Origin of the sequence: Ensifer sp. LC163 (genome assembly GCF_001695855.1) — a bacterium.
In the GTDB taxonomy this organism is placed as follows: Bacteria; Pseudomonadota; Alphaproteobacteria; order Rhizobiales; family Rhizobiaceae; genus Ensifer.
Map to the genome: position 1 here is coordinate 58475 of NZ_MBSS01000020.1, position 25630 is coordinate 84104.

Genomic DNA, 25630 nt, shown 5'->3' on the forward strand with positions numbered 1-25630 from the left:
CTTCGCTTGCCATGCCCACGTCCTCGCCGGCAGCTCTGCAATTGACCCGTGTCGGCGCGCGGGTCTCAGCGATCGGAGCCCGCGCCTTCCTTCTTGAAGCGTTGGGCGAGTTCGACCTCGCGTCGCAGCGTCGCATCTGGGCTTTGTCGCGGGCCGTCGAGGCGTGGGAGGATCTCTCCGAGATCGTTCCGGGGATGACGAATCTTCTCGTGATCTTCAAGGACATCCCCGAGGATCCGGAACCGGTCGTCACACGTATCATGGAAGCCTGGGAGGGTGCTCAGAGCATCGACCTTGACGGCAAGACGATCGAGATCGACGTCTGCTACGGCGGCGAACATGCGACGGATCTTGCCGCACTTTGCGACCGCTCCGGTCTCAGCGACCGGGAAGTCGTCCGCATCCATTACGAGGCGACGTATCGGGTCTTCGCCGTGGGGAGCGCTCCCGGATTCGGCTATCTGCACGGGCTTGACCCCCGCATCTACATGCCACGCAAGACCGTTCCCTCGATCAACATGGCCAGGGGATGTGTGACGATCGGCGGCATGCAGACGGGTGTTGCCGTTTTGACCGGTCCGAACGGCTGGAATTCGATCGGCTTTGCCGAACTGCAGATGTTCGACCCGTCGTCGCCAACGCCGGCCATCATGGCGCCGGGCGATACGGTGCGCTTCGTGCCTGTAAGGGTGGAACTATGATCGAGGTTATCGAGACCGGCCCGTTCAACACCGTCCAGGATCTCGGCCGTCCTGGCTACAGGAAGATCGGGGTCACCGCGAGCGGAGCCATGGATCCCCTAGGCCTCAAGCTTGGTAATCTGCTCGTCGGTAACGCACCCGGGGCTGCCGCCATCGAGGTTCAGACCTTTCCTTTCCGGCTTCGTTTTACCGGTGCGGTCGTTTTCACAGTGGCGGGCGCGGACTGTGGCGCCGGCCTCGACGGGCATCCGCTCCTGGCCTTGTGCACCTATGTTGCCGATAAGGGCCAGGTGCTTGACCTTGGCCAGCCCCGGACTGGGGCACGCGCTTATGTTTGTGTCGCAGGCGGCGTTGATGTCGAACCGGTCATGGGCTCGCGCAGCACGTCGTTGCGCGGTGCGTTCGGCGGCAACGACGGCAGATACCTGCGGGTAGGGGACACGCTCTCACTTTGTGCCGCGACAGATGGACATCGGGCGCGTGCCGGTATTTCCGTCGTGGATCCTGCGTTCGCTCTTTCTGACCACCTGCCGGTTTCCGATGACGGGTCTCTGCTAATCCGTGCATTGCCAGCCGGCGAGCACGATCTCTTTGGAAACGACGCGGACCGTTTCTGGACTGAGACCTGGAAGATCTCTTCGAAGAGCGACCGTACCGGTTATCGCCTCTCCGGAGAGCCGATCAGGCCGACGACGCCCGTCGAGATGCGCTCACATGGCGTAGTCCCCGGCGTGGTTCAGGTCCCGCCGGGCGGTGAGCCGATCGTTCAGATGAGCGATGCCAATACCGCTGGCGGCTACCCGAAGATCGCCGGCGTCATTGATGCCGATCTCTGGCGTCTGGGTCAGGCGCGTATCGGCAGCCGTTTGAGATTTGTCCGGGCGACGCATCGCGAAGCACTCGATGTCGAAAGGGCGATGGCGCGCTTTCTCGAGGATGTCCGTGTCACTTCGGCGATGGTGACCCGGGCTCTGAACATCATGGCCTGACGACAATCTGTCGGCCAAGAGGAGTGATCAATGAAGATCGATCTGAATTCCGATATGGGCGAAGGCTTCGGGCCCTATCGGCTCTGTGACGACGAAGCGATGATGAAGGTCGTGTCCTCGGCCAACATCGCCTGCGGTTTCCATGGGGGCGATCCGGACACGATGGCGCGCATGGTCCGCCTTGCAAAGGCGAATGGTGTTGGCATCGGAGCACATCCGGGCCTGCCGGATCGCGCGGGCTTCGGCCGCCGCGAGTTGCCGTACCAGGCCGACGAACTGCGTCAGCAGATGCTCTACCAGCTCGGGGCGCTGATCGCGATTGCGCGTAGCGAGGGACAACGCGTGTCCCATTTCAGCTTTCATGCCGCCATGGGCAACATGGTCAGCCGGGATCCTAATCTTGCAGATCTGATGATGGACGCAATCCGGGCGGTGGATAGCGAACTGATCGTCTTTGCCATGCCCGGCAGCGAAATCGAGGCCGCCGCCAAACGAGCCCATTTGAAGACCCTCGCTCTTTTTCTCGCCGACCGCGCCTACGATGCGAGCGGTCGCCTTGTCGCGCGAGGCGAGCCGGGAGCCCTGGTCAAGGAAGAGGCAGCCGTTCGCGTCCGCGTGCGCCGGTTTCTGGTCGAAGGAACCGTGAAGACCATCGACGGTGCCACGATTGCCGTTCCCGCCCGATCGATCCTCGTCCACAGCGACACGCCTGGATCCCTGGAGCTTGCCAGGATCGTCCGCAGCGAAGTCGAGGCCGCCGGCGGCGTGCTCGCACCGGCCGCCGAGGTTGTGTGACAGGCCTGCTCGGCCTCCAGCTCAATTCGTCCACCACTCGAAAGAAGAGATCATGCCTGCTACCGCCGACCGATTGAAGAACGTCGCCGTTTCCGCTTCCGCGGCGATGACCCAGCGCGCAAGAGAGCTTGCCGCCCGTGGAGTGAAGGTCATAAGCCTATCCTCGGGCGAACCTGATTTTCCAACGCCCGATCATGCGATTAAAGCGGCCCATGCCGCCGCCCTTGCCGGCGATACGAAATATCCGCCAATGGACGGCACTGCGGCGCTGAAGGCGGCGATTGCGCGCAAGTTCAAGCGCGACAACAATCTCGACTATGAACCGAGCCAGATCGTGGTTTCCGGCGGCGGCAAGCAGGTGATTTTCAATGCGATCCTCGCCACCTGCAATCCCGGCGACGAAGTGGTCATCCCAACCCCGTCCTGGGTGAGCTACGCCGACATCGTCAAGCTCGCTGGCGGAGTGCCGGTTCCGGTTTCATGCCCGGAACAGACGGGCTTCAAATTGCGCGCCGAGGATCTCAATGCCGCGATCACACCCCGCACCAAGTGGCTCATTCTCAATTTTCCGAACAACCCGACGGGTGCCGCGTGTTCGCGTGACGAAATGGCTGCGATCGCCGAGGTCATGCTGCGCCATCCCCATGTGTGGATCCTGACCGACGACATCTACGAGCATCTCGTCTACGGCGACTTCGAGTTCTGTACCATCGCCGAGGTCGAGCCGCGGCTTTACGATCGTGTGCTGACCATGAACGGTGTCTCCAAGGCCTACGCGATGACCGGCTGGCGGCTTGGCTTCTGCGGCGGGCCGAAAGACCTGATCTCGGCGATCAGCAACGTCAACGGCCAGAACAGCGGTGGCATTTCAACGCTGACGCAGGCAGCGGCGGTCGCAGCACTCGACGGCCCTCAGGACCTTCTTCGCGAGCGGGCAAGAATCTACAGAGCCCGCCGGGATTTCGTTTTGAAGAAGCTTGCGGAGATCGAAGGTCTGCGGTGCCATCAACCGGATGGAGCCTTTTACATCTTTCCGAACATCGCCGGGCTCATCGGCAAGACGACCAAGGGCGGCCGACAGATCGAGACTGACGTGGACTTCGTTACGGCATTGATCGACGAACACCACGTGGCAACGGTCCAGGGTGCGGCCTACGGAATGAGCCCCTATTTCCGCATTTCCTATGCAACGAGCATGGAGCAACTCGCCGAAGGCTGCGCTCGCATCGCCGAGTTCTGCGCCGAGATGAGATAGACGGCAGAAGGGCTATCAGTAACTACGGTTTGAGCCTGGCGGTGAGCTCGAGAAGGATATCCTTCACGGCTGCCGCCGGCTCCGAAAGCGGGGTGTGATCGGAGACGCAGAGCGAAAGCGTCTCCTCGATCCTCGGCGTCACCACGCGGCATATCAACGGTTCACTTGTTTCTTTCACGATCCGGTCAGCGATTGCTTTGGGCATGATTGTTGCCCCAAGGCCTCCGGCAACCGCATGGGCAAGCGTTCGCACGATCTCCACCTCACCGACAACCTTGAGATTGGTGCGCGTCCGAGTGAAGGCCGTGTCGACGGCACGACGCACGAAATTGTACGCAGGCGGCAGCAGGAATGGGAGGCCGTCGAGGGCCGCGACCGGGACCGGCTTGTCGCCATCCTCGATCGCAAAATCCCGGTGAGCGACGAGAAAGAACTCTTCGCTAAGTAACGGCTCGAAGCGGACCCCCTTGATCGGTCCCGTCCCATGCAGGAGCGCCATCTCCAGGCGGCCGTTCATGATCATCTGGCTGTAGGTCTGGCCGACACTTTCGGTCAGATGCAAAAGAATGCCCGGATGACGTTTTCTGGTTTCTGCTAGAAGGTCGCCCGAAAGCGTCGCGGCGCTGCTGAACGGCACGAGGCCGACTGAAACACGGCCGGCGAGAGAGTTGCCCGCGGCCGCCGCGTCGGCTTGGGCCTGCTCCATCTGCCGCAGGATGATCTGAGCGTGGCGATACACCGCATGACCGGCATCGGTCATGCTCACGCCCTGTTGGCTGCGGATCAGGAGCTTCTGTCCGAAGTGATCTTCAAGTGCTGCAAGCTGCTGGCTGAGTGCGGGCTGGGCAACGTGAAGGATGTCAGCGGCGCGCGTGATGCTGCCGCTGTCGACGATGACAATGAAGGATTTGAGGCGCCTGATGTCCATGGCCCGCGCGGATCGTTTCTAAGTTTTTTTAGCATGTTACAAGCTGGATGCCGTTTTGCAACCGCGCGGGCCCGCGGTTTGCCGGTAAGGACGCCGTCACGCGTGAGCGCGGAGGGCGCCAGAGTGCCCGTGAGCAAGGGTCCGTCGGGCTCCATAAGGCTTGCTTATTGCTCCAGAGATAATCGGTCTTAGGCAAGCCCTCAAAGCTTCGCTAGGGTTATCAAAACAAAGGGGAGCGCGATGCCGTTTTCAGATTACAAGACCGCTTTGGTGACAGGAGCATCCTCCGGAATCGGTGCTGCCGTGGTGGAGCGATTTTGCCGTGAAGGTCTCGAGGTCCATGCGGTCGCTCGCAGTCTGGATGCGCTTCAACAGCTCGCTCAACGCACCGGCTGCGTGCCGCATGCCATCGACGTCACCGATCGCGACGCGCTTTCGGCACTTGCCAAGGAGGTCGAATTCGACATCCTCGTCAACAATGCCGGTGTCGATCGCCCCAAGAAGTTCCTGGAGGCCGACGACGGCGACATCGACCTGCTCGTGGATGTGAACCTCCGTGCAGTATTGCACCTTTGCCGAATGGTCGTGCCCGGAATGGTCAAGCGCGATCGCGGCCATGTCATCAATATATCGTCGATTGCGGGCGCCTATAATTTCGGCGGAAACTCGACCTATCATGCCACCAAGGCAGGCGTCAGCATGCTGTCGAACCAGCTGCGCATCGACGCTTTCGGAAGGCGGGTGAGGGTGACGGAGATTTGCCCCGGCCGGGTCGCGACCGACATCTTCGCCCATGTCCACGGCGACGACCCATCTATTCGGGAGCGCTTCATCGATGGCTTCGAACTGCCTCAAGCCACCGACATAGCCGAAGCCATCGCCTTTGCCGTCGCCGCACCTGTGGCCGTCAATGTCGGACACATGGAGATCACGCCCACGCTTCAGGTGATGGGTGGTCTGCAAACCGCAAAGCCGGAAGGGCCCGCTATTCCCGCGAGCCGCGGGAAAGGGACGAAGCCGTGAACGGGTTTGACCTTTCCGTGATCCTGACGAATCCGGAATTCATGTCGATGCTCGCGCACGGCATCGAGGCGACATTCATCATCTATGTCGGCTCCTGGTCGCTCGCGATGTCGCTCGCAATCCTGCTGCTCGGCATACGCTTCTCGCCGCTGCCGTTCGGAAACCGCCTGGTTGCAGCTTACGTTTCCTACCATCGCAATGTTCCGACGCTGGTTCAGCTCATGCTCTGGTACTTCGGCATCTTCACCCTGATGCCGGATTGGCTGACCGGCTGGCTCACCAGCCACAACGCCGAAGTCATCTTCGCGATCATTGGCCTTGGGCTTTGCCAGGCTGCCTATTTCAGCGAGGATTTGCGCTCTGGTCTGAGAGCCGTCAGTCCCGGTCAGATGGAAGCGGCGCAGGCGCTGGGGCATGGTTATCTCTCGGCCATGCGTTTCGTGATCATGCCGCAGGGCGTGCGCAACGCCTTGCCGCCGCTCATCAATCACAGCGTTTCACTCTTCAAGAACAGCAGCCTCGCGCTTGTCATCGGTGCGCCGGAACTGACGCATGCGATCAAGGAGATCGAGAACCTGAGCTTCCGCACCTTCGAAATCTATTTGATCGGGACGCTCATCTACCTCTTCATCTCCCTGCTCATCATGGCGGGCGGCGCCTATCTGTCGATGCGGGCGAACCCGGCGGTAGGAGGGCGCGCATGATCACCGACCTCATCGCCATCATCCGCGACTACTGGCTTCTGCTCCTGATCGGTCAATACCCGAACGGACCTCTGGGTGGCCTTGCAAACACGCTGATCCTTTCGGCGTTGAGCATCGGGTTTGCATTCCCCGTCAGCATCATCTTCGCGCTGGCGCGTCTTTCGAGATGGCCGCTGTTGCGCTGGCCGGTCACCGTGCTGGTCTACGTGACGCGCGGCGTGCCCCTCCTGATGCTGATCCTGTGGTGCTACTTTGTCGTGCCGCTCGTGACGGGTACCGACGTCCCGAGCTTCGTGATCATGCTGACGACGCTCGTGATTTATCAGGGCGCCTTCCTGAGCGAAGTTGTGCGGGCTGGGATTGTCTCGCTCAGCCATGGCCAGATGGATGCGGCGCGAGCGCTTGGGCACAGCTACCTCGGCGCGATGCGTTTCATCATCCTGCCGCAGGCGCTCTACAACATGATCCCGAGTATCATCTCGACCTTCGTGTCGACGATCAAGGACACGACGCTTGGCTACGTGATCAACGTGCCAGACCTGACGTTTGCCGCGAGCCAGGTGAACAACCAACTGCTGACACAGCCGTTCCAGGTGTTCCTCATTCTCGCCCTTGTCTACTACGTGCTCTGCTGGAGCCTGACCTATGTCGCTAACCGGGTGGAACGGCGCATCGCACGCCGCCGGGCGGGTACCGTCAGTGCCGCGATCGCTGAGACCACGCCGGCAACCAAGATCATAACGGAGCAGCCATGAGCACCTCAGTCATCGAGCAACGCGACCCGCAGGCAATCCGCATCTCCAATGTCTGCAAGAGCTATGGCGACTACAAGGTTCTGAAGGACATCAATGCTGAAGTCGGGCGTGGCGAGGTCGTCGTCATCTGTGGCCCGTCCGGCTCGGGAAAGTCGACGCTGATCCGGACCGTGAACCGCCTTGAAGAGATCAACAGCGGATCGATCTCCTTCAACGGCCACGACATTCACGCCTCGATGCGCACCAAGGAACTCAATCTTTTGCGCAGCCGGATCGGTTTCGTGTTCCAGAACTTCAATCTTTTCCCGCATCTGTCCGTCCTCGAAAACGTGGCGATGTCGCCGATCCGCGTGAAAGGCGTCCCAGTGGCGGAGGCGCGCGCCAGGGCTGTCAAGCTGCTCGAGCGCGTCGGTCTCGCCGACAAGCAGACGGCCTATCCGGGCCAACTGTCGGGTGGCCAGCAGCAACGCGTGGCAATTGCCAGGGCACTCGCCATGGAGCCGCCGGTGATGCTGTTTGACGAGCCGACCAGCGCTCTTGATCCAGAAATGGTCGGCGAGGTTCTGAGCGTGATGAAGAGCCTGGCGGCAGAAGGCATGACGATGCTCTGCGTCACCCACGAAATGGGCTTTGCCCGCGATGTTGCAGATCGCATCTGGTTCATCGATGCCGGCCAGATCATTGAAACTGCGACCCCGGACGAGTTTTTCAAGAATCCGCAGCACCCGCGTGCGCAGCGTTTCCTCGCGGACTTGCGGCACTAACCAAATCAACAAAGGAGAACAGCAATGAAATGGAAGTGCATCACGCTGGGCGTTGTCCTTGCCGGAGCGAGTGCCGTTGCGCCCGCGAAAGCTGATCAGCTGGACAACATCATGTCATCCAAAACCCTTCGCTGCGCCACGTTTGCCGACGTGCCGCCATTTGCTGCGCCCGATCCGGCTACCCGTGAAATGGTCGGTTTCGACGTCGATCTCTGCAAGGCGATCGCTGGGGCGATGGGCGTTGCAGCCGAAGTCAAGCCGGTGTCGGTCGAGGCACGCGTACCTGAGGTCAAACTCGGCCGGGTCGACATCACTGTCGCCAATCTGGCTTACACGCTTGGGCGCGCCGAGCAGATCGACTTCAGCGATCCGTACTACCTCGCAAAGGAAATGCTGATCGTGCCGGTCAGCGAAGAAGGCAAGACCAAGGCCGACTTCGCCGGCGTGCGGATTGCGTCAGCGAAAGGTTCGACGTCGGAGCTTTCGATCAAGCTCAACAAGTCCGAGCCGCTGACTTTCCAGGACACTGCCTCCGCATACCTCGCAGTCCAGCAGGGTAAGGCGCGCGGGATGGTGGCCAACACCATGACGACGACGAAGCTCGTCAACGAATCGAAGTCGCGCGGAAAGGAAATGCGGATGATCGAGGAACCGATGCTGTTCCAGCCGATCGGTATCGGCATGCCCAAGGATCAACCAGCGCTCGTCGCCAAGGTCAACGAAGTCCTGCATAAACTCGACGCCGATGGCGAGATCAACAAGATCTGGGAAAAGTGGCTCGGCCAGGGCACCGAATACAAGATGACACGGACCGACAAGGTCGTGCCGCTCAGCGAACTGAAGTTCGATCCGATCCCGTGATTGGATAGCGGCTACCGCGCTTTCTTTCAGACAATTTCGACACTGAGGGCGGTGGGACCACTGCCGCCATCGCACCGTCACGACCTTGAGGCTCTTCATGACCCATATCAAAAACATTGCCGAACGTCCGTCAGCGCGAGACCTCGAGGCGATCTCGAAGTTCTCGCCGGCGACCATCCACGAAGCGCAGGGGCGCCGCGGGGCGCTTTCGTCCCGCCTCAAGCCCGTCGACTATCGCATGAAGCTTTGTGGTCCCGCATTTACCGTCAAATGCGCTCCACGCGACAACATCATGCTCCAGCTTGCGATCAATTACGCCCAGCCCGGCGACATCATCGTCGTGTCGGCCGGCGAATATGAGGAGGCCGGTTCGTTCGGCGACGTGCTCGCCAACGCCTGCCTCGCCAAGGGTATCGGCGGGCTTGTGACCGACACAGGTGTCCGCGACACCCTTCAGCTGCGAGAACTCGGCTTCCCGGTGTTTTCTCTGAGCGTCTGCATCAAGGGAACCGTCAAGGAGACGCTGACAGCGACCAATGACCCGATCATCGTCGGCGGCGAATTGATCAACCCGGGCGACGTCATTGTCGGCGATGCGGACGGCCTGGTCGTGGTGCGCCGGAACGAAGTCAGGGAGGTCGCAAGGCTTTCGCAGGCCCGCGAAGATGCCGAGGCCGGCTACATCGCAGCCTATAAACAAGGCAAATCCGTCATCGAAGTCAGCAACCTCGAGCCGGTTCTTAAGGCGAAGGGCCTGGTCGTCGGTCTATGATGTCAGTGCTCCCGAACAAGCGCGAGGGAGCACGAACGATATCATTCGCAAAAGGAAGCTACGATGGCACATTCATTGTTCAGTCTTGAGGGTAAGCGGGCGCTGATCACCGGTTCCTCCCAGGGCATTGGCTTCGCGCTTGCGCGGGGCCTTGCCGAGCACGGCGCATCGATCGTTCTCAATGGACGTGACCGCGGCAAGCTCGAAGACGCGGCAAAGTCGCTTCGCGCGTTCGGATACGAGGTTGCCGTCAGCGAATTCGATGTCACTGATGCAGATGCGGTCAAGTCCGGCATCGATCTGATCGAACGGGACGTCGGCGCCATCGACATCCTCGTCAACAATGCCGGCATGCAGTTCCGCTCGCCGCTCGAAGACTTTCCCGCCGAGCGTTGGGAACAATTGCTGAAGACGAATGTTTCCAGCGTCTTCTATGTCGGCCAGGCAGTGGCCCGACACATGATCGGCCGCGGCGCGGGCAAGATCATCAATATTGCCTCGGTGCAGAGCGAGCTCGCTCGCCCGTCGATCGCCCCCTACACGGCGACCAAGGGTGCTGTCAGGAACCTCACGCGCGGCATGTGCGCCGACTGGGCGAAATACGGATTGCAGGTGAACGCGATCGCCCCTGGCTACTTCAAGACGCCGTTGAACCAGGCTCTGGTCGACAGTGCGGAGTTTTCCTCCTGGCTGGAAAAACGCACGCCGGCGGCGCGCTGGGGTGAGGTCGAAGAATTGGTGGGTGCGGCCGTCTTCCTGGCGAGCAACGCTTCCTCCTTTGTCAATGGACACACGCTCTATGTCGACGGCGGTATCACAACAAGCCTTTGAGGCCCGCCGCGGCTTCGGTCCGATCGTCGTCATGGGCGTCTCGGGCTGCGGGAAATCGACGGTCGGCGAACGGCTTGCCACCTATCTGGGTGCAAGCTTCATCGAGGGCGACAGCCTGCATTCGGCGGCGAACGTCGAGAAGATGCGCAGCGGTATCCCGCTGACCGATGCCGACCGCTGGCCCTGGCTGGATGAGATCGGTGCACGGCTGGCAAGCCCGACTGCCACCGTCGTGTCGTGCTCGGCCCTGAAGCGATCCTATCGCGAGCGGCTTCGGGAGGGCGCCTGGCAGCCAGTCACCTTCGTCTTTCTGCAGGGTACCAGGGCCATGCTCGCGACACGCCTGGCGGAGCGAAAGGGTCATTACATGCCGCTGTCACTACTCGACAGCCAACTCGCCGTTCTCGAGCTTCCCTCGGGGGAGGTGGACGTCATAACCATCGAAATCGATCAGTCGCTGGAGCGCATCGTTGCGCTGGCGATCAACACGCTGGCGATCCGTGCGGATCGCCTGGCCAGCGACGAAACTACGGGAGTAATACGATGACGAAGCCGGAAATTCTGCTCATGGGTCCCTATCCGGATTGGGACCTGGTGGATCTTGAGGCGCGCTATGCGGTGCACAAGATCTATGAAGCCGAGGATCGCGACGCCTTCCTTGCAGCGCATGGACCACGCATCCGGGCGGTCGCCACCCGAGGCGAGCTTGGTGCGTCGGCGGACCTGATCGGCAAGCTTCCGCAGGTGGAGATCGTGTCCGTCTATGGCGTCGGTTATGACGCCGTCGATCTCGCCGCCTGCCGCGAGCGCGGCATCCGCGTCACCAACACCCCCGATGTGCTGACCAACGACGTTGCCGATCTCGGTGTGGCGATGATGCTCTGCCAATCGCGCGGAATGATCGGCGCAGAAAGCTGGGTAAAGGACGGCAGCTGGGTCGCCAAGGGACTCTATCCGTTGAAGCGGCGTGTCTGGGGCCAGAGGGCCGGCGTGCTCGGCCTTGGGCGCATCGGTTTCGAAGTGGCCAAACGTCTGCGCGGCTTTGATATGGACATCGCCTATAGCGACGTTTCCGAGAGGCCCTATGCCGAAGGTATGACCTTCGTCGCCGATCCGGTCGCGCTTGCCGAGCGCTCCGATGTCCTGTTCGTGACGCTCGCAGCCTCCGCCGCCACACGGCACATCGTCTCGAAGGATGTCATCGAGGCGCTCGGACCCGAGGGCATGCTGATCAACATCTCCCGCGCGTCCAACATCGACGAGGATGCCTTGCTCGATGCATTGGAAAGCGGCGCGCTCGGTTCGGCGGCGCTCGATGTCTTCGAAGGCGAACCGATGCTCAATCCGCGGTTCCTGATGCTCGACAACGTCCTGCTGCAGCCCCACCACGCCTCCGGCACGATCGAAACCCGAAAGGCGATGGGCCGGCTCGTTCGTGAAAACCTCGCAGCGCACTTCTCCGGTGCTGCGCTTGTCACGCCTGTTGTTTGAGGTTCGCCATGAAGGCTGTCGTCATTCACGCCGCCAAGGACTTGCGGATCGAGGAACGGGAAGACCAGGTTCCGGGCCCTGGTCAAATCGAGGTTCAGATCGAGGCCGGCGGTATCTGCGGATCGGATCTCCACTATTACAACCATGGGGGCTTCGGCACGGTGCGCCTGCGCGAGCCGATGATCCTCGGCCATGAGGTCGCAGGCACGATCAGGGCGCTTGGCGAAGGCGTCTCCGGGCTCTCTGTCGGTGACCGGGTGGCCGTGTCGCCGAGCCGTCCCTGCGGGACATGCGACTATTGTCAGCGCGGCCAACAGAATCATTGCCTGAACATGCGCTTTTACGGCAGCGCCATGCCGATGCCGCATATCCAGGGCGCGTTCAGGCAACGTCTGGCTGCCGAAGCGTGGCAGTGCCATAAAGTTGCTGACGGCGTATCGATCAATGAGGCAGCACTTGCCGAGCCTTTCGCCGTCACGTTGCACGCCGTGGCGCGTGCAGGCTCACTGCTCGGAAAAAGGGTGCTCGTTACCGGCTGTGGCCCGATCGGCGCGCTCGCGATCATCGCCGCCCGTGTTCACGGCGCGCGTGAGATCGTTGCGACCGACGTCATGCATGGCGTGCTCGAAAAGGCCGAGTCCATCGGCGCGGACAGGGTGATCAACGTCGCCAGCAATCCCGATCAGCTCGCAGCCTACGCTACCAACAAAGGCTATTTCGACGTCCACTTCGAAGCCTCCGGAAATGCGCAGGCTGTGCGTTCTGGCCTCGAAGTTCTGAAGCCTCGGTCGGTACTGGTGCAACTCGGCCTTGGAGGTGACGTTTCCATCCCGCAGAACCTGGTGGTGGCGAAGGAGATCGAGATGCGAGGGACATTCCGGTTCCATGAGGAGTTTGGCCTGGCCGTTGATCTCATCAATGCGGGACGTGTCGACCTCAAGCCGCTTCTCACTGGCGTCTTCCCGCTCGAGGAGGCGGTGGCTGCCTTTGAGACCGCCGGCGACCGCAATCGCTCCATGAAGGTGCAGTTGAGCTTCTGAGCGATCAGGACAGGAGATTTGCAATGTCACAGGCGGAAATCGGCCTTATCGGTCTCGGCGTCATGGGCTCGAACCTGGCGCTCAACATCGCTGAAAAAGGCAACAAGATCGCGGTGTTCAACCGCACCGTCGAGGCGACGCACAAATTCTACGCGGAAGCCGGCGCGCTTCAGGGCCAGATCGTGCCCTGCGACACGATCGAGGAGTTCGTCGCCGCCATCCGCCCGCCGCGCCCGATCATCATCATGATCAAGGCCGGCGAGCCGGTCGACCAGCAGATGGAAATCCTCAAGCCCTACCTCGCCAAGGGCGACATCATGATCGATGCCGGCAACGCCAACTTCCGCGACACGATGCGCCGCTTCGACGCGCTGAAGGACAGCGGCCTTACCTTCATCGGCATGGGCGTTTCCGGCGGTGAAGAGGGCGCGCGCCATGGCCCGTCGATCATGATCGGCGGCACGGAAGACTCCTACAGGCGCGTCGAGACGGTGCTGACCTCGATCGCCGCCAAATACGACAACGACCCGTGCGTCGCCTGGCTCGGCGAAAACGGCGCCGGCCACTTCGTCAAGACGATCCACAACGGCATCGAATATGCCGACATGCAGATGATCGCCGAAATCTACGGCATCCTGCGCGACGGCCTGAAGATGGCGGCGGGCGAGATCGGCGAAGTGTTCGGCGCCTGGAACAAGGGCCGCCTCAACTCCTACCTGATCGAGATCACCGAGAAGGTGCTGAAGGCCGCCGACCCACTGACCGGCCAGCCGATCGTCGACCTGATCCTCGACAAGGCCGGCCAGAAGGGCACCGGCAAGTGGTCGGTGATCGAAGCGCAGAACATGGGCGTGCCGGCAACGGCGATCGAAGCGGCCGTTGCCGCCCGCAGCATCTCGTCGGCCAAGGCAGAGCGCGAGGCCGCCGAGAAGATCCTTGGCCTGCCCGATGTCGGCGCGTTCACGGTCGCCGACAGGGCCGCCTTCATCAGGGACCTGGAAAACGCGCTGCTCGCCGCCAAGATCGGCGCCTATGCGCAGGGCTTCGCCGTCATGTCCGCCGCCTCGAAGGAATTCAACTGGTCGCTGCCGATGCCGACGATTGCCAAGATCTGGCGCGCCGGCTGCATCATCCGCTCGCAGTTCCTGGATGAAATCACCACCGCCTTCACCAAGGCGCCCGATGCCGCCAACCTGATCGTCACGCCGGCCTTTGCCGCCATGGTCAGGGAAACCGACGCAGCACTGCGCCGCGTCGTTTCGGCGGCAGCCCTTGGCGGCCTGCCGGCACCGGCGCTGGCCTCGGCGCTCGGCTATTTCGACAGCTACCGCCGCGGCCGCGGCACGGCGAACGTCATCCAGGCCCAGCGCGACTTCTTCGGCGCCCACGGCTTCGACCGCGTCGATGGCGCCGACGCGCACCACGGCCCGTGGGGCAGCGGAGGAATCTAGACGATTACCGTTCCGGAGATGAAAGGACGGGTTCGTCGCGGCGCACTGAATTGGAATCAGTTGCTCTGCTCGCGGACGGCTGCGTCGAACAGTTCCATCTTGTCGCTGAAGACTTCATAGATCGAACGCTTGAAAACCTTCGCCTTCGCCGCAACCGTAGCGGTGGTCGTGCGCGTAAACCCCAACTCGACGAACGCCACCATAATGGTGACGATGGTCGACGGCGCGGCCCAGTACATGCCTATGCCCAGCGCTACGACCGCTTCACCAACGAGGTGTGCAGCTTGCCCTTTGGCAGCGGCGCTGCGGAATCCGCGACCTCGGGGATTATCGGGCATTTCAAACGAATGAAACTGTCCGGGAATTGAAGGAGAACGATACTATGCACTTCCGCAGGGATTTTCTGATCATGGGTGCTGGCACCGGGGCGTTGCTTGCGGTCGGCGTATCGGCTTTTGCGCAGGACGGCGGCAACCATACGAAGTCCGCCATAGCGGTCACAAAAGTCTTCGGCGAGGGCGTCAAGCTGATCGCCGTGGTGATCGAATACGAGGCATCGGTTGATGGTGCGTCTCTCTCTGCCGATAGCTTCTCGGTCGAGGGACGGACCGTCACTGAAGTTTTCGCCAGCACTACCGCCGACCCGGCGGATCGGGCCGACGAGGGACCTTTCGTTATCGTCGTCCTTTCAGCCGAGGATGCGAATGCGGCGCTCGTCCAAAAGAGCGGAGAGCAGGGCAGTAGTGGCGGCGGTCCGGGGGGCCGCGGCGGCCCTGGCCATGCAGGCGACGTACCAGTCTATGATACGACCTATCCACCCGCCTCTGCGACGGTTGTGCAGTCCGGGCTGGTCACGCTGGCCGATGGCCAAGTGATCGACGGTGGCGACCGAGCTGTCGAGACGGCGAATGTCGAAAACCTGGTCGTCGACAATTTCCAACAGCTCGAATTCAACGACACGAAGACGGGCAAGCACCTGCGCTACAATCTCTTCGTGCCCAAGGACCACGATCCGGCGCAACGCTATCCGCTGGTGCTGTTCATGCACGATGCGGGGGCGACCAGCGACGTGACACGCACCACGCTGTTCCAGGGGCTCGGCGCGATCTCCTGGGCGAGTCCGGAAGACCAGGCCGAGCGTCCGGCTTTCGTTCTGGCGCCGCAATTCGCCGAAATCATCGCCGACGACGATTCCCGTACTTGCGAAGCGCTCGATGCCACGATCAATCTGATCAATAGGCTAGCCGGGGAATACAGCATCGACACGAACCGCCTCTACAGCACCGGCCAGTCGGGCGGCTGCATGATGTCGATAGCAATGGATATTAAGTATCCCGATTTCTTCGCCGCCTCTTTCCTCGTTGCCGGTCAATGGGATCCGACACTCGTCAAGCCGCTGGCGAAACAGAGGCTCTGGATCCTGGTCTCGCAGGACGATGCCAAGGCCTTCCCCGGACAGAATGCCATCACCGGGGTGCTGGAAGCCGAGGGCGCAAAGATCAGTCGTGCCACCTGGGACGCCCGCTGGTCGGCCGAAGAATTCCGCGCCGCCTTCGATGAGATCGATGCCGAGGCAAGCCCGATCAACTATGTGACCTTTGCCCCGGGGCACAGTCATTCCCGAAGGCGAATCCACCGCCGGGGCCAGCGGCCACCGCAACACATGGCGCGTAGCCTATACGATCGAGCCGATCCGTGCATGGATCTTCCGGCAACGGAGGTAAGCTTTCCATGTCCATTTGCTCGGCGCGCGGCGATTGCAACACCTACTGCATAATTCCTTAAATCGGAATCGATTTAAGGAGGAAATTATGCAGCAAGTTTAAAGCGTTACAGCGTCCTTTGCGGGTCATATTTGACGCGCGGCGCTGTAACGCCTTCCCCAGACCCTGCACTGCGAGCCGGATGGCCATGGGCGGAGACTTTGTCTCAATGATCACGATCGCGCCCGCGCACTTGCGCAGAAAAGCGGATTTGTTGCACTTGAAAAACAGAGCGCGCCTTCCAGTTTGCCTGAGGTTAGCGGGTCACCTGCGCCCAGCTGAGCGAAGCGACGACTATTTGCCGTCTCTCATTTTCGGGAGGTTGCTCAGGAGTGATGCGCATGCCTTCGTGATGTGGCTAACGAGGAGCTCCGATGCCAGCGCCACGTCGCGCTGCCGACAGGCGGCAAGTATTTGCCGATGTTCTCGATCATCCACGCCTGTTCCACCCGACAAAGTCAATTGGATGCGAAGATAGCGTTCAATTCGGTCGTTGACGGACCGGATGAGATTGAGAAGGAAGGGCTTGTCGGCGTCCTCATAGAGACAGGAATGAAACTGCCAAATGAGTTCGGCCCACCGTGCGACATCGGTTTCGCGCGCGAATTCATCGCAATACCCTTCGGCACGTTGGAAGGTGCGCTCGGTCATCCGTGGTATCGAGAGTTTAAGCGCATTTGCCTCGAGCATAGCCCGGACTTCGAAGATCTCGGCGATCTCCGGTTCGGTGATGCTCGTTACCACGGCGCCGCGATTTCGTTGAAACTCGACAAGGCCTTCAGCTTCCAGTCGCTTCAGCGCTTCCCGGACGGGGATTTTGCTGACGTCGAAAAGCTTGGCTATGTCATCCTGTCTGATGGGCTCGTGCTCATCGAGCGCGCCCGTGACTATAGCCTCGCGAATATACTTCGCGATGATGTCCGAGGTCGGCGGCGTGCTGCCGAGGGATGGCAAGCGCGGTCCGGAGAAAAAGGCCGAACTTGCCAAGGCCATTGCCGAAACGCTGGAGCGGGTGGGCGGTATCAAGCCGGAGGCGACGACGGTGATGTTTGTCGAAATTCCTTCCAACGAGTGGTTCGTCGCGGGCGAGCCGCTCGGGAACTCCTCGCACGAGAGCTGAACAGCCTATCCGAAAGTTCCATAATAAAACTCGGGGTACATCGCCGCGATCGTAGCCGAGAGGATCCTGGTGTCGGAACTGCCTTCCGTCTGTATCAGTACGGTCCCCGTGGTACGAGAAAGTCAGCCAAACGCAGTCAATATGAACAGGCTTGCGAGAGGTACTCCGGTTATGGATAGCTCAACTGGATCTTGCAACTCGTTGCGTAGCATCTTCGCAACTTGGCGGCGCGAGTTCTTAAATCCCTGAGCCGTCGAGCTCTCGGTCGTCGTCGCCTTCCCAGGGTGAGGGCATCGAGGTGCGATTGAGATTGGCCGAGGGCATCGGCATCCAGCACTTCAATTCCGGCTCGGCGTATTCGATGATGCGGCCGGGCGAGGAATCAGAGGCGCGCCAGCCTTCTGCACCGAACTGATCGCCATTCGACCAATACGCGAGGTCAACTTCTGCCGCCCCCTGTTCGGACGGGCGGATCGTGACGAGGATCCGACTGCCGTTTTTCGGCGCGCTTGCCATGTGACGCCAGCGGTCTGACTCGGCCATCATTTTTCCTCCTGCCTTGCAGGTTGCAAGTGTCGCCTCGCCATCAAACACGGTCAACTCAAACTTTGCACAACCCATCGTCTATCGATTGACCGTCCGATCAGGATGGACGGCCCGAATTGAGGCGCACCATCGCACCCGGCTGGCAAGTCGTAGTGCTGGAGAGTTCGATCCTATCAAGAGCGAGGAGTTGCAAGTCTCCACGCAATCAGGCCCCCGCAACCAAGCCAAACAAAAGCCGCTCCAAAAGGGTGGCTTTTGTTTGGCTTGCGAGCCGCGCGGAGAGGGGCGCGCGCCGAGCAGCTTCCGGTGGAGTTTTGTGACTTTTGCTTCCGGCGTTTGCTTAAAGCCCTCGGGAGCTGTCGCGCCACGATCGGACCAGCGCAGCCCACTCAGCCGCCGACAATAATCTTGTGAAAAATCCGATACTAGGGCACAATTTATGAACGCATCTGAAGTGCGGCGCTATCTCCAATCCGGCCGTCTCGCCGAGTGACAGTTTGCGCCTGAGGGGCGGCGTCGATGGATCAGGGGTTCTTTCTTCTGTTCGCTACGGTGGCCGTGGTCGCGGCCCTGATGGTCGTCGTGGCGCGGAATCCGGTTCACAGCGCATTGGCGTTGATGGCTTGTTTTCTGCAGATCTCCGCAATCTTCATCATGCTCGGGGCGCCGTTGCTCGCGGTCATCCAGATCTTCGTCTATGTTGGCGCGATCATGGTGCTGTTCCTGTTCGTGATCATGATGATCGATGTGCGGGAAGCCGTCTTGCAGCGGTTCTTGCCGGGCGGTAACCTTCCAACTCTCGTGCTGCTCGTCCTGCTTGGGATCGAGATGCTCGTGCTGGTGCTCCGGAGCGACCGTTTTTCCGTCACCGAGCCCGTCGCGACGCGCGGCGGCGATGCGATCAGACAGCTCAGCACGACGCTTTTTGCCGACTATCTCCTGCCGTTTGAAGCCGCCTCCGTGATCCTGCTGGCGGCCCTGGTGGGCGCCATCGTGCTGGCGCGGAAGGAGTCGGGGTGATGGTTCCGCTCTGGTGGTACATTTTGCTCGGAGTGGTCCTGTTCGTGATTGGAGCGGCTGGCGTCTTGCTCAGACGCAATATTCTGGTCGTGCTGATGTCGCTGGAGCTGCTGCTCAACTCGGTCAACATCAACTTCATCGCTTTCGGTCGTCAGTACGACGATTTCCGCGGGCAGATTTTTGCGATCTTCGTCATCGCAATCACTGCGGCGGAGGTTGCGGTCGCCCTCGGCATCCTGGTCGCCCTTGTGAGGAACAAATCCACCCTCAAGGTCGACGATGTGACGATGATGAAAGGATAGCGGCTTGGACCCGGAGACATCGATCCGGCCGCTGCTTGCCATCGCCGTCCCGGCTCTGGCGGCCCTGGCCGTTGTCCTTCTGAACAACCGCGAGAAACTCCGCGACGTCGTCTCGCCGTTGGCCGCGATCGCCCTGTTTGCGATTGTCGCCTCGATGGCGCCCACAGTGCTGGCGGGCGGGACCGTCGATTTGCGCCTTTTCGAGATACTGCCGGGGATCGACTTCGCTTTCCGCGTCGATGCGCTCGGCATGGTCTTTGCCACGGTCTCGTCACTTCTATGGATCGTGGCCGCGTTCTATTCCATCGGCTACATGCGGCACCTGAACGAGCATGCGCAGACCCGGTTCTTCGCCTGTTTCGCCACCAGCCTCGCAGCGGCCGTCGGGGGCGCCTTCGCGGCCAATCTGTTTACGCTGGTGATCTTCTATGAGGTGCTCAGCCTCGTTACCTATCCGCTCGTCTACCACCACGAGGACGAAGAGGGATGGACGGGCAGCCGCAAGTACCTCGTCTATCTGATGGGCGCGTCGAAAAGCGTGCTGCTCGCCGCGCTGGCGCTAACCTACCACATTGCGGGGTCGCTGGACTTTGTGGCGGGGGGACTGCTGGCGAGGGCCGATGCCTCGGCGGCGCTGCTGACGGTCGTCTATTTCTGCTATCTTTTCGGCTTCGCCAAGGCTGCCGTGATGCCGGTGCACGCATGGCTGCCTGCGGCGATGGTGGCGCCGACACCGGTCAGCGCGCTCTTGCATGCGGTGGCCGTGGTCAAGATGGGCGTCTTCTGCGTTCTGCGCATGTTGTTCCATGTTTTTGGCGTCGAGCTGGTCGGCAAGCTGGGCCTCGGCATAGCCACGGCCTATCTGGTCTCGTTCACCATCCTGATGGCGTCGGTTTACGCCCTGACGCGCGACGACCTGAAGGCCAGGCTCGCCTACTCGACGGTGAGCCAGCTCTCCTATGTCGTGTTGGGTGTGGTTCTGTTGTCGCCGGTCGCGATGGTCGGCGGGATCATCCACATTGCAGCTCATGCCTTCTCAAAGATCACACTCTTTTTCTGCGCCGGGTCGATCTATTGTGCGTCTGGCAAGCGGAACATCAGCGACATGGCCGGTATCGGCCGCAGGTTGCCATGGACGATGGGGGCATTTTTCATCGCTTCACTGAGCATGATCGGGGTGCCGCCGACTGCGGGCTTCGTCAGCAAGTGGTACTTGGCGACAGGGTCGGTGGACGCGGGGCACATCGCGTTCCTCGCCGTGCTCCTGGTGAGTTCGATCCTGAACGCCGCCTATTTCCTGCCGGTCAGCTATACCGCCTTCTTCGAGACGGAAACGCAGGAGAGCCGGACGCCGGTTCGCGAAATTCCGATGATGACGATCCCGCTGGTCGCAACCGCCATCCTGTCGGTGCTGATGGGCATCTTCCCCGGCTATTTTCTCGCTCTGGCGGACGGAGTGGTCAAATGATCAAGCGCGTCGTCGACTTCTTTGGTGACGAGGAATATGCGAGGCAGCGCCGCCGACTGTTCTATCTGGTGCTCGCCCTGATCGTCGTCGCTGACTTTCTGGTTTCCCGCGAACACGCCGAATACCTGTGGGACCGCCTGCCTGGCTGGTCTGCCGTCTACGGCTTCGGCTCCTGCGTGCTTTTGATTTTCGTTTCCAAGTTCCTCGGCCATCAGGGTGGGCTCATGCGGCGCGAGGACTATTATGACTGATCTCATCCATCCGGGCCTGATCTTCATTCTCGGCGCGCTGCCGATCCCGTTGCTCAGTGGGGCGATCCGCAAGGCCTATCTGCTGCTGATTCCGGCGCTGGCGATCCTCGCCGTGCTTGCGATGCAGCCGGGCAGCTATGGCGAGATGCAGTTCATCGGGCAGGAAGTCCTGATCGCCAAGGTCGACAAGCTGAGCATCGTCTTCGCAACCGTTTTCACCATCATGGCGCTGATCGGAACGGTCTACGCGCTGCACCTGCCTCACGCCGGCCAGCATGTCGCTGCGTTCGTCTATGTGGGCAGCGCGCTCGGTGTGGTGTTCGCCGGCGACTACCTGACCCTGTACCTGTTCTGGGAGGGCATGGCATTTGCCTCTGCCTATCTGGTCTTCGCCCAGGGCAGCCGGCAGGCGGTCGCCGCCGGTTTTCGCTATCTCATGGTCCACATCACCGGCGGGGTGGCCCTGCTCGGCGGCGTCGTTCTCCACGGGCTCGCCACCGGCTCGCTGCTCTTCGGCCCGATCGAGGGGGGGATGGGCGTGGGCGCCTACCTGATTCTTGCCGGGTTCCTGCTCAACGCGGCGGTTCCGCCGCTCAACGCCTGGCTGACCGACGCCTATCCGGAGGCGACCGTCACTGGGGCGGTGTTCATGAGCGCTTTCACCACCAAGACCGCCGTCTACGTGCTGGCACGGGCGTTTCCGGGCACCGAGCTTCTGGTCTGGCTCGGCACCGCGATGGCGCTCTACGGCGTCATCTACGCGGTGTTGGAGAACGACTGCCGGCGACTGTTGGCCTATCACATCATCAGTCAGGTGGGCTACATGGTGGCGGGCGTCGGCATCGGGACCGAGATGGCGGTGAACGGAGCTGTCAGTCATGCCTTCGCACATATCCTCTACAAGGCGCTCCTGTTCATGGGGGCGGGGGCGGTGATTTACGTCACCGGGCGGCGCAAGCTCACCGAGCTCGGCGGGCTCTACAGGACCATGCCGCTGACCGTGGTGCTCTATATGGTCGGCGCCGTCGCGATCTCGGCATTTCCGTTCTTCTCGGGCTTCGTCACCAAGTCGATGGTGGTGGCGGCCGCCGGGCAGGATCACCGCGCGCTGGTGGTGCTGGCACTGACGATGGCGTCGTCGGGGACGTTCCTGTCTATCGGGCTCAAGCTCGCGTACCATATGTTCTTCGGCACGGACCGGAGGCTGGAGGCGCGGGAGCCACCCCGCAACATGCTGGTTGCGATGGGCATGGCGGCGGTGTTGTGCATTGCGATCGGGGTGTTGCCCCAGCCGCTTTACGCGCTTCTTCCCCATCCGGTCGACTTCGAACCGTACACCGGCGTCCATGTCACCGAGAGCCTTGGCGTACTGATGTTCACCGCCTTGGGCTTCGTCATGTTGCTCAGGGCGCTCGACCCGCATAACACGATCAGCATCGACACCGATTGGTTCTATCGCAAGGGTGCACGATACTTCATGTGGCTCGCCGAAAAGCCGCTGGCGCGCTACGAGAAGGCGGTGAGCGACGTGTCCGAGACCGCGGCGCTGCCCTTCCTGCATGGGGCGGCACGGGCAGGACTGTCGATCGATCTCACCGGCGTGGACGCCGTCGTGAACGGCGTCGCCCGCTCGATCCTGCGCGGCGGCGCGGCGCTGCGCCGGCTCCAGACCGGCGTCGTGACCCACTACGTGCTGGCGATGATTGTCGGTGTGATCGCAGCCGTCGCCGTCTTCGCCGTGGCGTGGCGGTAGGAGGTGCGATGGGATTCCCGCTACTCAGTCTCATCGTATTCACGCCCGTCGCCGGGGCAGCGGTCCTGATGTTTCTGCGCCGTGACGATGCGGTGCGGTGGACAGCACTGGGTGTCACCATCCTCGACCTCGCTCTCTGCGTAGCCATGCTAGCCAGCTTTGACACCACCACCCATGAGATGCAGTTCACCGAGAGGCGCCCGTGGGTGCCCGCGCTTGGGATCACATATGCGCTCGGCATCGACGGAATAAGCGCACTCTTCGTGTTCCTGACTGCGCTGTTGGGCTGGATCTGCGTGCTTGCCTCATGGGCCGCGATCGACCGCAAGGTGAAGGAGTTCATGGTCAGCCTGCTGGTCATGCAGGCGTTGATGCTGGGCGTGTTCTGCGCGCTCGACCTGTTCTTGTTCTACGTCTTCTGGGAAGCGATGCTGATCCCGATGTATCTGATCATCGGCGTCTGGGGCGGCGACGGCCGGGTCTATGCAGCATTCAAGTTCTTCCTCTACACGCTGGCGGGAAGCCTCCTATTCCTAATCGGTGTCATCGTGCTCTATTTTCACGGCGGCGAGACCTTCGACATCCTCGCCCTGACAGCGCAGGATTTGCCGTTCCAGGTCCAGTCCTGGCTGTTTTTCGCCTTCCTGGTCGCCTTCGCGGTCAAGGTCCCCATGGTCCCGGTCCATACCTGGCTGCCGGATGCCCATGTGCAGGCGCCGACGGCGGGCAGCATCATCCTGGCGGGAGTGCTCCTGAAAATGGGTGCGTACGGATTCCTGCGGTTCTCGCTGCCGATGCTGCCGCAGGCGTCAGTGCACTATTCGACGCTGATGCTGGCACTTTCGGCGCTCGCGATCGTCTATGGCGGGTTGCTTGCGCTGGCACAGGACGACCTGAAGAAGCTGGTGGCCTATTCGAGCATCAGCCACATGGGCTTCGTGACGTTAGGGATTTTTGCGTTGAACCTGCGCGGGCTTGAGGGCGGCATCCTGCAAATGTTCAATCATGGCGTAACGACGGGTGCGTTGTTCCTGTTCGTCGGCCTGATCTACGAGCGGACCCACACTCGCAGCATGGCGGAATATGGCGGGTTGATGAAGGCGGCGCCGGTTTATACCGCGTTTCTTGCGTTGTTCGTCCTGTCGGCGATGGCGCTGCCGGGAACGAATTCGTTCGTGGGAGAGTTGCTCGTGCTGTCGGGCGGGTTTGCGGCCGATCTGGCCATCGGCGCGACCGCCGTCTTGGGCGCATTGCTGGGCGCGGCCTATCTGCTTGGCATGTACAGGAAAGTCGCGCTTGGTCCGGCCAGCGTCGCCCGGTTCAGCATACGCGATGTGAATGCCCGCGAGATGGCCGCAATCCTGCCCCTGGCCGCCTTCGTGCTTTGGGTCGGGCTCTATCCGAAACCCTTTCTCGACATTATCGACGCCTCCGCGAAGCATCTGCTGATGCAGGTGCACGGTGAGGGGAGCGGCCAATGACCGCCGTCGCGCTCTTCCAGTCGGTGCTAGCGAGCCTACCCGAGATCGTGGTGATCACTGGGGCCTGCATCCTGCTGATCCTGGGACAGTTTCTGCGCAAGGGGCAGGAACCGTTCCTTGTCTGGGCTTCCGTCGCGGTCGTGCTGATTGCCGCTTTTGTGACACTCATGCTGGCCGGCGAGGTGCGGCCGGCCTACACGGGCATGTTCATCGCCGACCGCTTCGCTGTCTTCTTCAAGTTTGTGTTCTACCTCGCCACCGTTCTGACATTCCTGCTTTCGCAGCGATATGCCGAGACCGAGGGGATCGGGAGCAGCGAATACTATGTCCTGCTGCTTCTTGCGCTTTCGGGAATGATGATCATGGCCTCGGCGACCGACCTCTTGTCGGTCTATGTCGGCGTCGAACTGATGGCGATCTGCACCTATGTGCTGACCGGCTTCCTGCGCCGAGAGCAGCGGTCGAACGAAGCGGCGCTGAAATATGTGATCCTTGGCTCGGTCTCGACCGGGATTTTCCTTTACGGCGTTTCGCTGGTCTACGGGCTCACCGGCACCACACAACTGGACGCGATGGCTGCGGCGGTGACCGGCGATCCGCCCGATCCCGGATTGCTGCTGGCTGTGGTCTTCATCGTCGCGGGGTTGGTCTTCAAGGTCGGCGCGGTGCCGTTTCACATGTGGATACCGGACGTCTATGAAGGCGCGCCGACGACGATCACCGCCTTCATGTCGGTGGGTCCCAAGGCGGCGGGGTTCGCGGTGATCCTGCGGGTGTTCCTCAACCCGCTGTTCGCGACCTCCGACGTTTGGATTATCGTCGCGGTCATTGCGGTGGTGACGATGGCGCTCGGCAGTTTCGTGGCGCTGGTGCAGGATAATTTCAAGCGCCTGCTGGCCTATTCCAGCATCGCACATGCCGGGTTCGCCATTTTCGGCGTGGTGGCCGGCGGTGCCGACGGGATTGCCAGCGTGATGCTCTACCTGTTGATCTACTCTTTCATGAATCTCGGCATTTTCGGCACCGTCATCATGATGCGGAACGGCGATTTCTCGGGCGAGATTATCGAAGACTACGCGGGTTTCGCCAAGTCGCATCCCGGATTGGCGCTTCTGATGCTGCTCTATCTGTTCTCACTGGCCGGTATTCCGCCGACGGCCGGGTTCTTCGCCAAGTTCTACGTCCTGGTCGCGCTCGTCGAGCGCGGTTTCGTCATGCTGGCGGTGATCGCAGTGCTGCTGAGCGCCGTCGCCGCCTATTTTTACATCCGCATCGTCATGGTGATCTACATGCGGGAGCCGGAGAGGGCGTTCGACCCGGCACTGACGCCCTTGGTCCGCGCCACGCTCGCCTTCACCGCCGTCGGCACCATCGGCATCGGCCTATTCCCGGCGTGGTTTCTGAGGCTTGCCCAGCATTCGGTGTTTGGGGGCTAATCGATTGGATTTGCAATGATCCGCCCGACAGAATAGACTGGGAGTTCAAGAAAGGATAGCCCAAGTCCCTTCCCTGGGCGACGCGTTACCGGTCCTAAATTGGGTCGGTCGCGGCCTGAGGAAAGCCCTC

At 61.4% G+C, this 25630-nt stretch carries 28 protein-coding genes; 24 read left to right on the forward strand and 4 right to left on the reverse strand.

All coding sequences use genetic code 11. From position 1 onward, the window contains the following. The first annotated feature begins 11 nt into the window (after positions 1-11). The 4 genes from pxpB to BC360_RS17460 are packed head-to-tail and all read left to right on the forward strand — an operon-like array spanning position 12 to position 3740. Positions 12-701 carry a 5-oxoprolinase subunit PxpB gene (gene pxpB, locus BC360_RS17445; RefSeq protein WP_244512770.1) on the forward strand — a complete coding sequence of 230 codons (690 nt, stop codon included), beginning with the start codon at positions 12-14 and terminating at the stop codon, positions 699-701. After that, positions 698-1690: a biotin-dependent carboxyltransferase family protein gene (locus tag BC360_RS17450; protein WP_065784156.1), complete on the forward strand. Its 993-nt coding sequence runs from the start codon at positions 698-700 to the stop codon at positions 1688-1690. The genes pxpB and BC360_RS17450 overlap by 4 nt, the downstream gene beginning before the upstream one ends. A gap of 30 nt (positions 1691-1720) precedes the next feature. Beyond that, a complete protein-coding gene (locus tag BC360_RS17455) occupies positions 1721-2485 on the forward strand; it encodes a 5-oxoprolinase subunit PxpA (protein ID WP_065784155.1) in 765 nt (254 codons plus the stop codon). Positions 2486-2537: 52 nt separating this feature from the next. Then, complete coding sequence (locus tag BC360_RS17460; protein ID WP_065784154.1) at positions 2538-3740, forward strand: pyridoxal phosphate-dependent aminotransferase; 1203 nt, start codon at positions 2538-2540, stop codon at positions 3738-3740. A gap of 22 nt (positions 3741-3762) precedes the next feature. On the opposite strand, the gene nac is transcribed toward BC360_RS17460, so the two are convergent. Next, a complete protein-coding gene (nac, locus tag BC360_RS17465) occupies positions 3763-4668 on the reverse strand; it encodes a nitrogen assimilation transcriptional regulator NAC (protein ID WP_065784153.1) in 906 nt (301 codons plus the stop codon). A gap of 240 nt (positions 4669-4908) precedes the next feature. Here nac and BC360_RS17470 point away from each other — a divergent pair, with 240 nt between their 5' ends. The 11 genes from BC360_RS17470 to gndA all read left to right on the forward strand — a co-directional run bounded on the left by BC360_RS17470 (position 4909) and on the right by gndA (position 14360). After that, positions 4909-5691, forward strand: a complete 783-nt coding sequence (locus BC360_RS17470; protein WP_065796224.1) for an SDR family oxidoreductase — start codon at positions 4909-4911, stop codon at positions 5689-5691. Then, entirely contained in the window at positions 5688-6395 is a 708-nt protein-coding gene (locus BC360_RS17475; protein WP_065796225.1) for an amino acid ABC transporter permease, read from the forward strand. Before BC360_RS17470 ends, BC360_RS17475 begins: the two co-directional genes overlap by 4 nt. After that, positions 6392-7150 (forward strand): amino acid ABC transporter permease, encoded by a 759-nt coding sequence (locus tag BC360_RS17480; RefSeq protein WP_065784150.1) that lies wholly within the window; start codon positions 6392-6394, stop codon positions 7148-7150. The genes BC360_RS17475 and BC360_RS17480 overlap by 4 nt, the downstream gene beginning before the upstream one ends. Next, the gene (locus BC360_RS17485) at positions 7147-7914 is read left to right on the forward strand and encodes an amino acid ABC transporter ATP-binding protein (RefSeq protein WP_065784149.1); all 768 of its coding nucleotides are present in this window, start codon (positions 7147-7149) and stop codon (positions 7912-7914) included. Before BC360_RS17480 ends, BC360_RS17485 begins: the two co-directional genes overlap by 4 nt. A 24-nt stretch (positions 7915-7938) precedes the next feature. Next, positions 7939-8775 carry an ABC transporter substrate-binding protein gene (locus BC360_RS17490; protein ID WP_065796226.1) on the forward strand — a complete coding sequence of 279 codons (837 nt, stop codon included), beginning with the start codon at positions 7939-7941 and terminating at the stop codon, positions 8773-8775. Between the two features lie 97 nt (positions 8776-8872). Beyond that, positions 8873-9547, forward strand: coding sequence for a 4-carboxy-4-hydroxy-2-oxoadipate aldolase/oxaloacetate decarboxylase (locus tag BC360_RS17495; RefSeq protein ID WP_065784147.1), 675 nt, complete (start codon positions 8873-8875; stop codon positions 9545-9547). Between the two features lie 63 nt (positions 9548-9610). After that, entirely contained in the window at positions 9611-10378 is a 768-nt protein-coding gene (locus BC360_RS17500) for an SDR family oxidoreductase (protein ID WP_065796228.1), read from the forward strand. Next, on the forward strand, positions 10347-10925 hold the full coding sequence (locus BC360_RS17505) for a gluconokinase (protein ID WP_065796230.1): 579 nt from the start codon (positions 10347-10349) through the stop codon (positions 10923-10925). Before BC360_RS17500 ends, BC360_RS17505 begins: the two co-directional genes overlap by 32 nt. Next, on the forward strand, positions 10922-11869 hold the full coding sequence (locus BC360_RS17510) for a 2-hydroxyacid dehydrogenase (RefSeq protein WP_065796232.1): 948 nt from the start codon (positions 10922-10924) through the stop codon (positions 11867-11869). The genes BC360_RS17505 and BC360_RS17510 overlap by 4 nt, the downstream gene beginning before the upstream one ends. 8 nt (positions 11870-11877) lie before the next feature. Next, positions 11878-12909: an L-idonate 5-dehydrogenase gene (locus BC360_RS17515; protein ID WP_065796234.1), complete on the forward strand. Its 1032-nt coding sequence runs from the start codon at positions 11878-11880 to the stop codon at positions 12907-12909. A gap of 23 nt (positions 12910-12932) precedes the next feature. Then, entirely contained in the window at positions 12933-14360 is a 1428-nt protein-coding gene (gndA, locus tag BC360_RS17520) for an NADP-dependent phosphogluconate dehydrogenase (protein ID WP_065796236.1), read from the forward strand. 56 nt (positions 14361-14416) lie between these two features. Here gndA and BC360_RS17525 read toward each other — a convergent pair whose 3' ends face one another. Then, entirely contained in the window at positions 14417-14599 is a 183-nt protein-coding gene (locus tag BC360_RS17525) for a TetR family transcriptional regulator (RefSeq protein WP_065796238.1), read from the reverse strand. A gap of 143 nt (positions 14600-14742) precedes the next feature. Between BC360_RS17525 and BC360_RS17530 the strand changes: the two genes are divergently transcribed. Further along, a complete protein-coding gene (locus tag BC360_RS17530) occupies positions 14743-16137 on the forward strand; it encodes a hypothetical protein (RefSeq protein ID WP_208858192.1) in 1395 nt (464 codons plus the stop codon). Between the two features lie 280 nt (positions 16138-16417). Here BC360_RS17530 and BC360_RS17535 read toward each other — a convergent pair whose 3' ends face one another. Beyond that, positions 16418-17116: a GntR family transcriptional regulator gene (locus BC360_RS17535; RefSeq protein ID WP_065796240.1), complete on the reverse strand. Its 699-nt coding sequence runs from the start codon at positions 17114-17116 to the stop codon at positions 16418-16420. Between BC360_RS17535 and BC360_RS17540 the strand changes: the two genes are divergently transcribed. After that, positions 17058-17243, forward strand: a complete 186-nt coding sequence (locus BC360_RS17540) for a tautomerase family protein (RefSeq protein ID WP_244512766.1) — start codon at positions 17058-17060, stop codon at positions 17241-17243. The two genes, BC360_RS17535 and BC360_RS17540, sit on opposite strands and share 59 nt — an antisense overlap. 237 nt (positions 17244-17480) lie before the next feature. Here BC360_RS17540 and BC360_RS17545 read toward each other — a convergent pair whose 3' ends face one another. Further along, positions 17481-17786: a hypothetical protein gene (locus BC360_RS17545; RefSeq protein WP_065796244.1), complete on the reverse strand. Its 306-nt coding sequence runs from the start codon at positions 17784-17786 to the stop codon at positions 17481-17483. 522 nt (positions 17787-18308) lie between these two features. Between BC360_RS17545 and BC360_RS17550 the strand changes: the two genes are divergently transcribed. The 7 genes from BC360_RS17550 to BC360_RS17580 are packed head-to-tail and all read left to right on the forward strand — an operon-like array spanning position 18309 to position 25500. Beyond that, the gene (locus BC360_RS17550) at positions 18309-18809 is read left to right on the forward strand and encodes an NADH-quinone oxidoreductase subunit J (protein ID WP_065784950.1); all 501 of its coding nucleotides are present in this window, start codon (positions 18309-18311) and stop codon (positions 18807-18809) included. Then, the gene (gene nuoK, locus BC360_RS17555) at positions 18809-19111 is read left to right on the forward strand and encodes an NADH-quinone oxidoreductase subunit NuoK (protein ID WP_065784951.1); all 303 of its coding nucleotides are present in this window, start codon (positions 18809-18811) and stop codon (positions 19109-19111) included. The genes BC360_RS17550 and nuoK overlap by 1 nt, the downstream gene beginning before the upstream one ends. A gap of 4 nt (positions 19112-19115) precedes the next feature. Continuing rightward, positions 19116-20579 (forward strand): monovalent cation/H+ antiporter subunit D family protein, encoded by a 1464-nt coding sequence (locus BC360_RS17560; protein ID WP_065796246.1) that lies wholly within the window; start codon positions 19116-19118, stop codon positions 20577-20579. Further along, the gene (locus BC360_RS17565) at positions 20576-20830 is read left to right on the forward strand and encodes a hypothetical protein (RefSeq protein WP_065796248.1); all 255 of its coding nucleotides are present in this window, start codon (positions 20576-20578) and stop codon (positions 20828-20830) included. Before BC360_RS17560 ends, BC360_RS17565 begins: the two co-directional genes overlap by 4 nt. Beyond that, positions 20823-22583 (forward strand): Na(+)/H(+) antiporter subunit D, encoded by a 1761-nt coding sequence (locus BC360_RS17570; protein ID WP_065796250.1) that lies wholly within the window; start codon positions 20823-20825, stop codon positions 22581-22583. Before BC360_RS17565 ends, BC360_RS17570 begins: the two co-directional genes overlap by 8 nt. Before the next feature lie 8 nt (positions 22584-22591). After that, the gene (locus BC360_RS17575; protein WP_065796252.1) at positions 22592-24064 is read left to right on the forward strand and encodes an NADH-quinone oxidoreductase subunit M; all 1473 of its coding nucleotides are present in this window, start codon (positions 22592-22594) and stop codon (positions 24062-24064) included. Then, complete coding sequence (locus tag BC360_RS17580; RefSeq protein ID WP_065796254.1) at positions 24061-25500, forward strand: NADH-quinone oxidoreductase subunit N; 1440 nt, start codon at positions 24061-24063, stop codon at positions 25498-25500. The genes BC360_RS17575 and BC360_RS17580 overlap by 4 nt, the downstream gene beginning before the upstream one ends. The last annotated feature ends 130 nt before the right edge of the window (positions 25501-25630 follow it).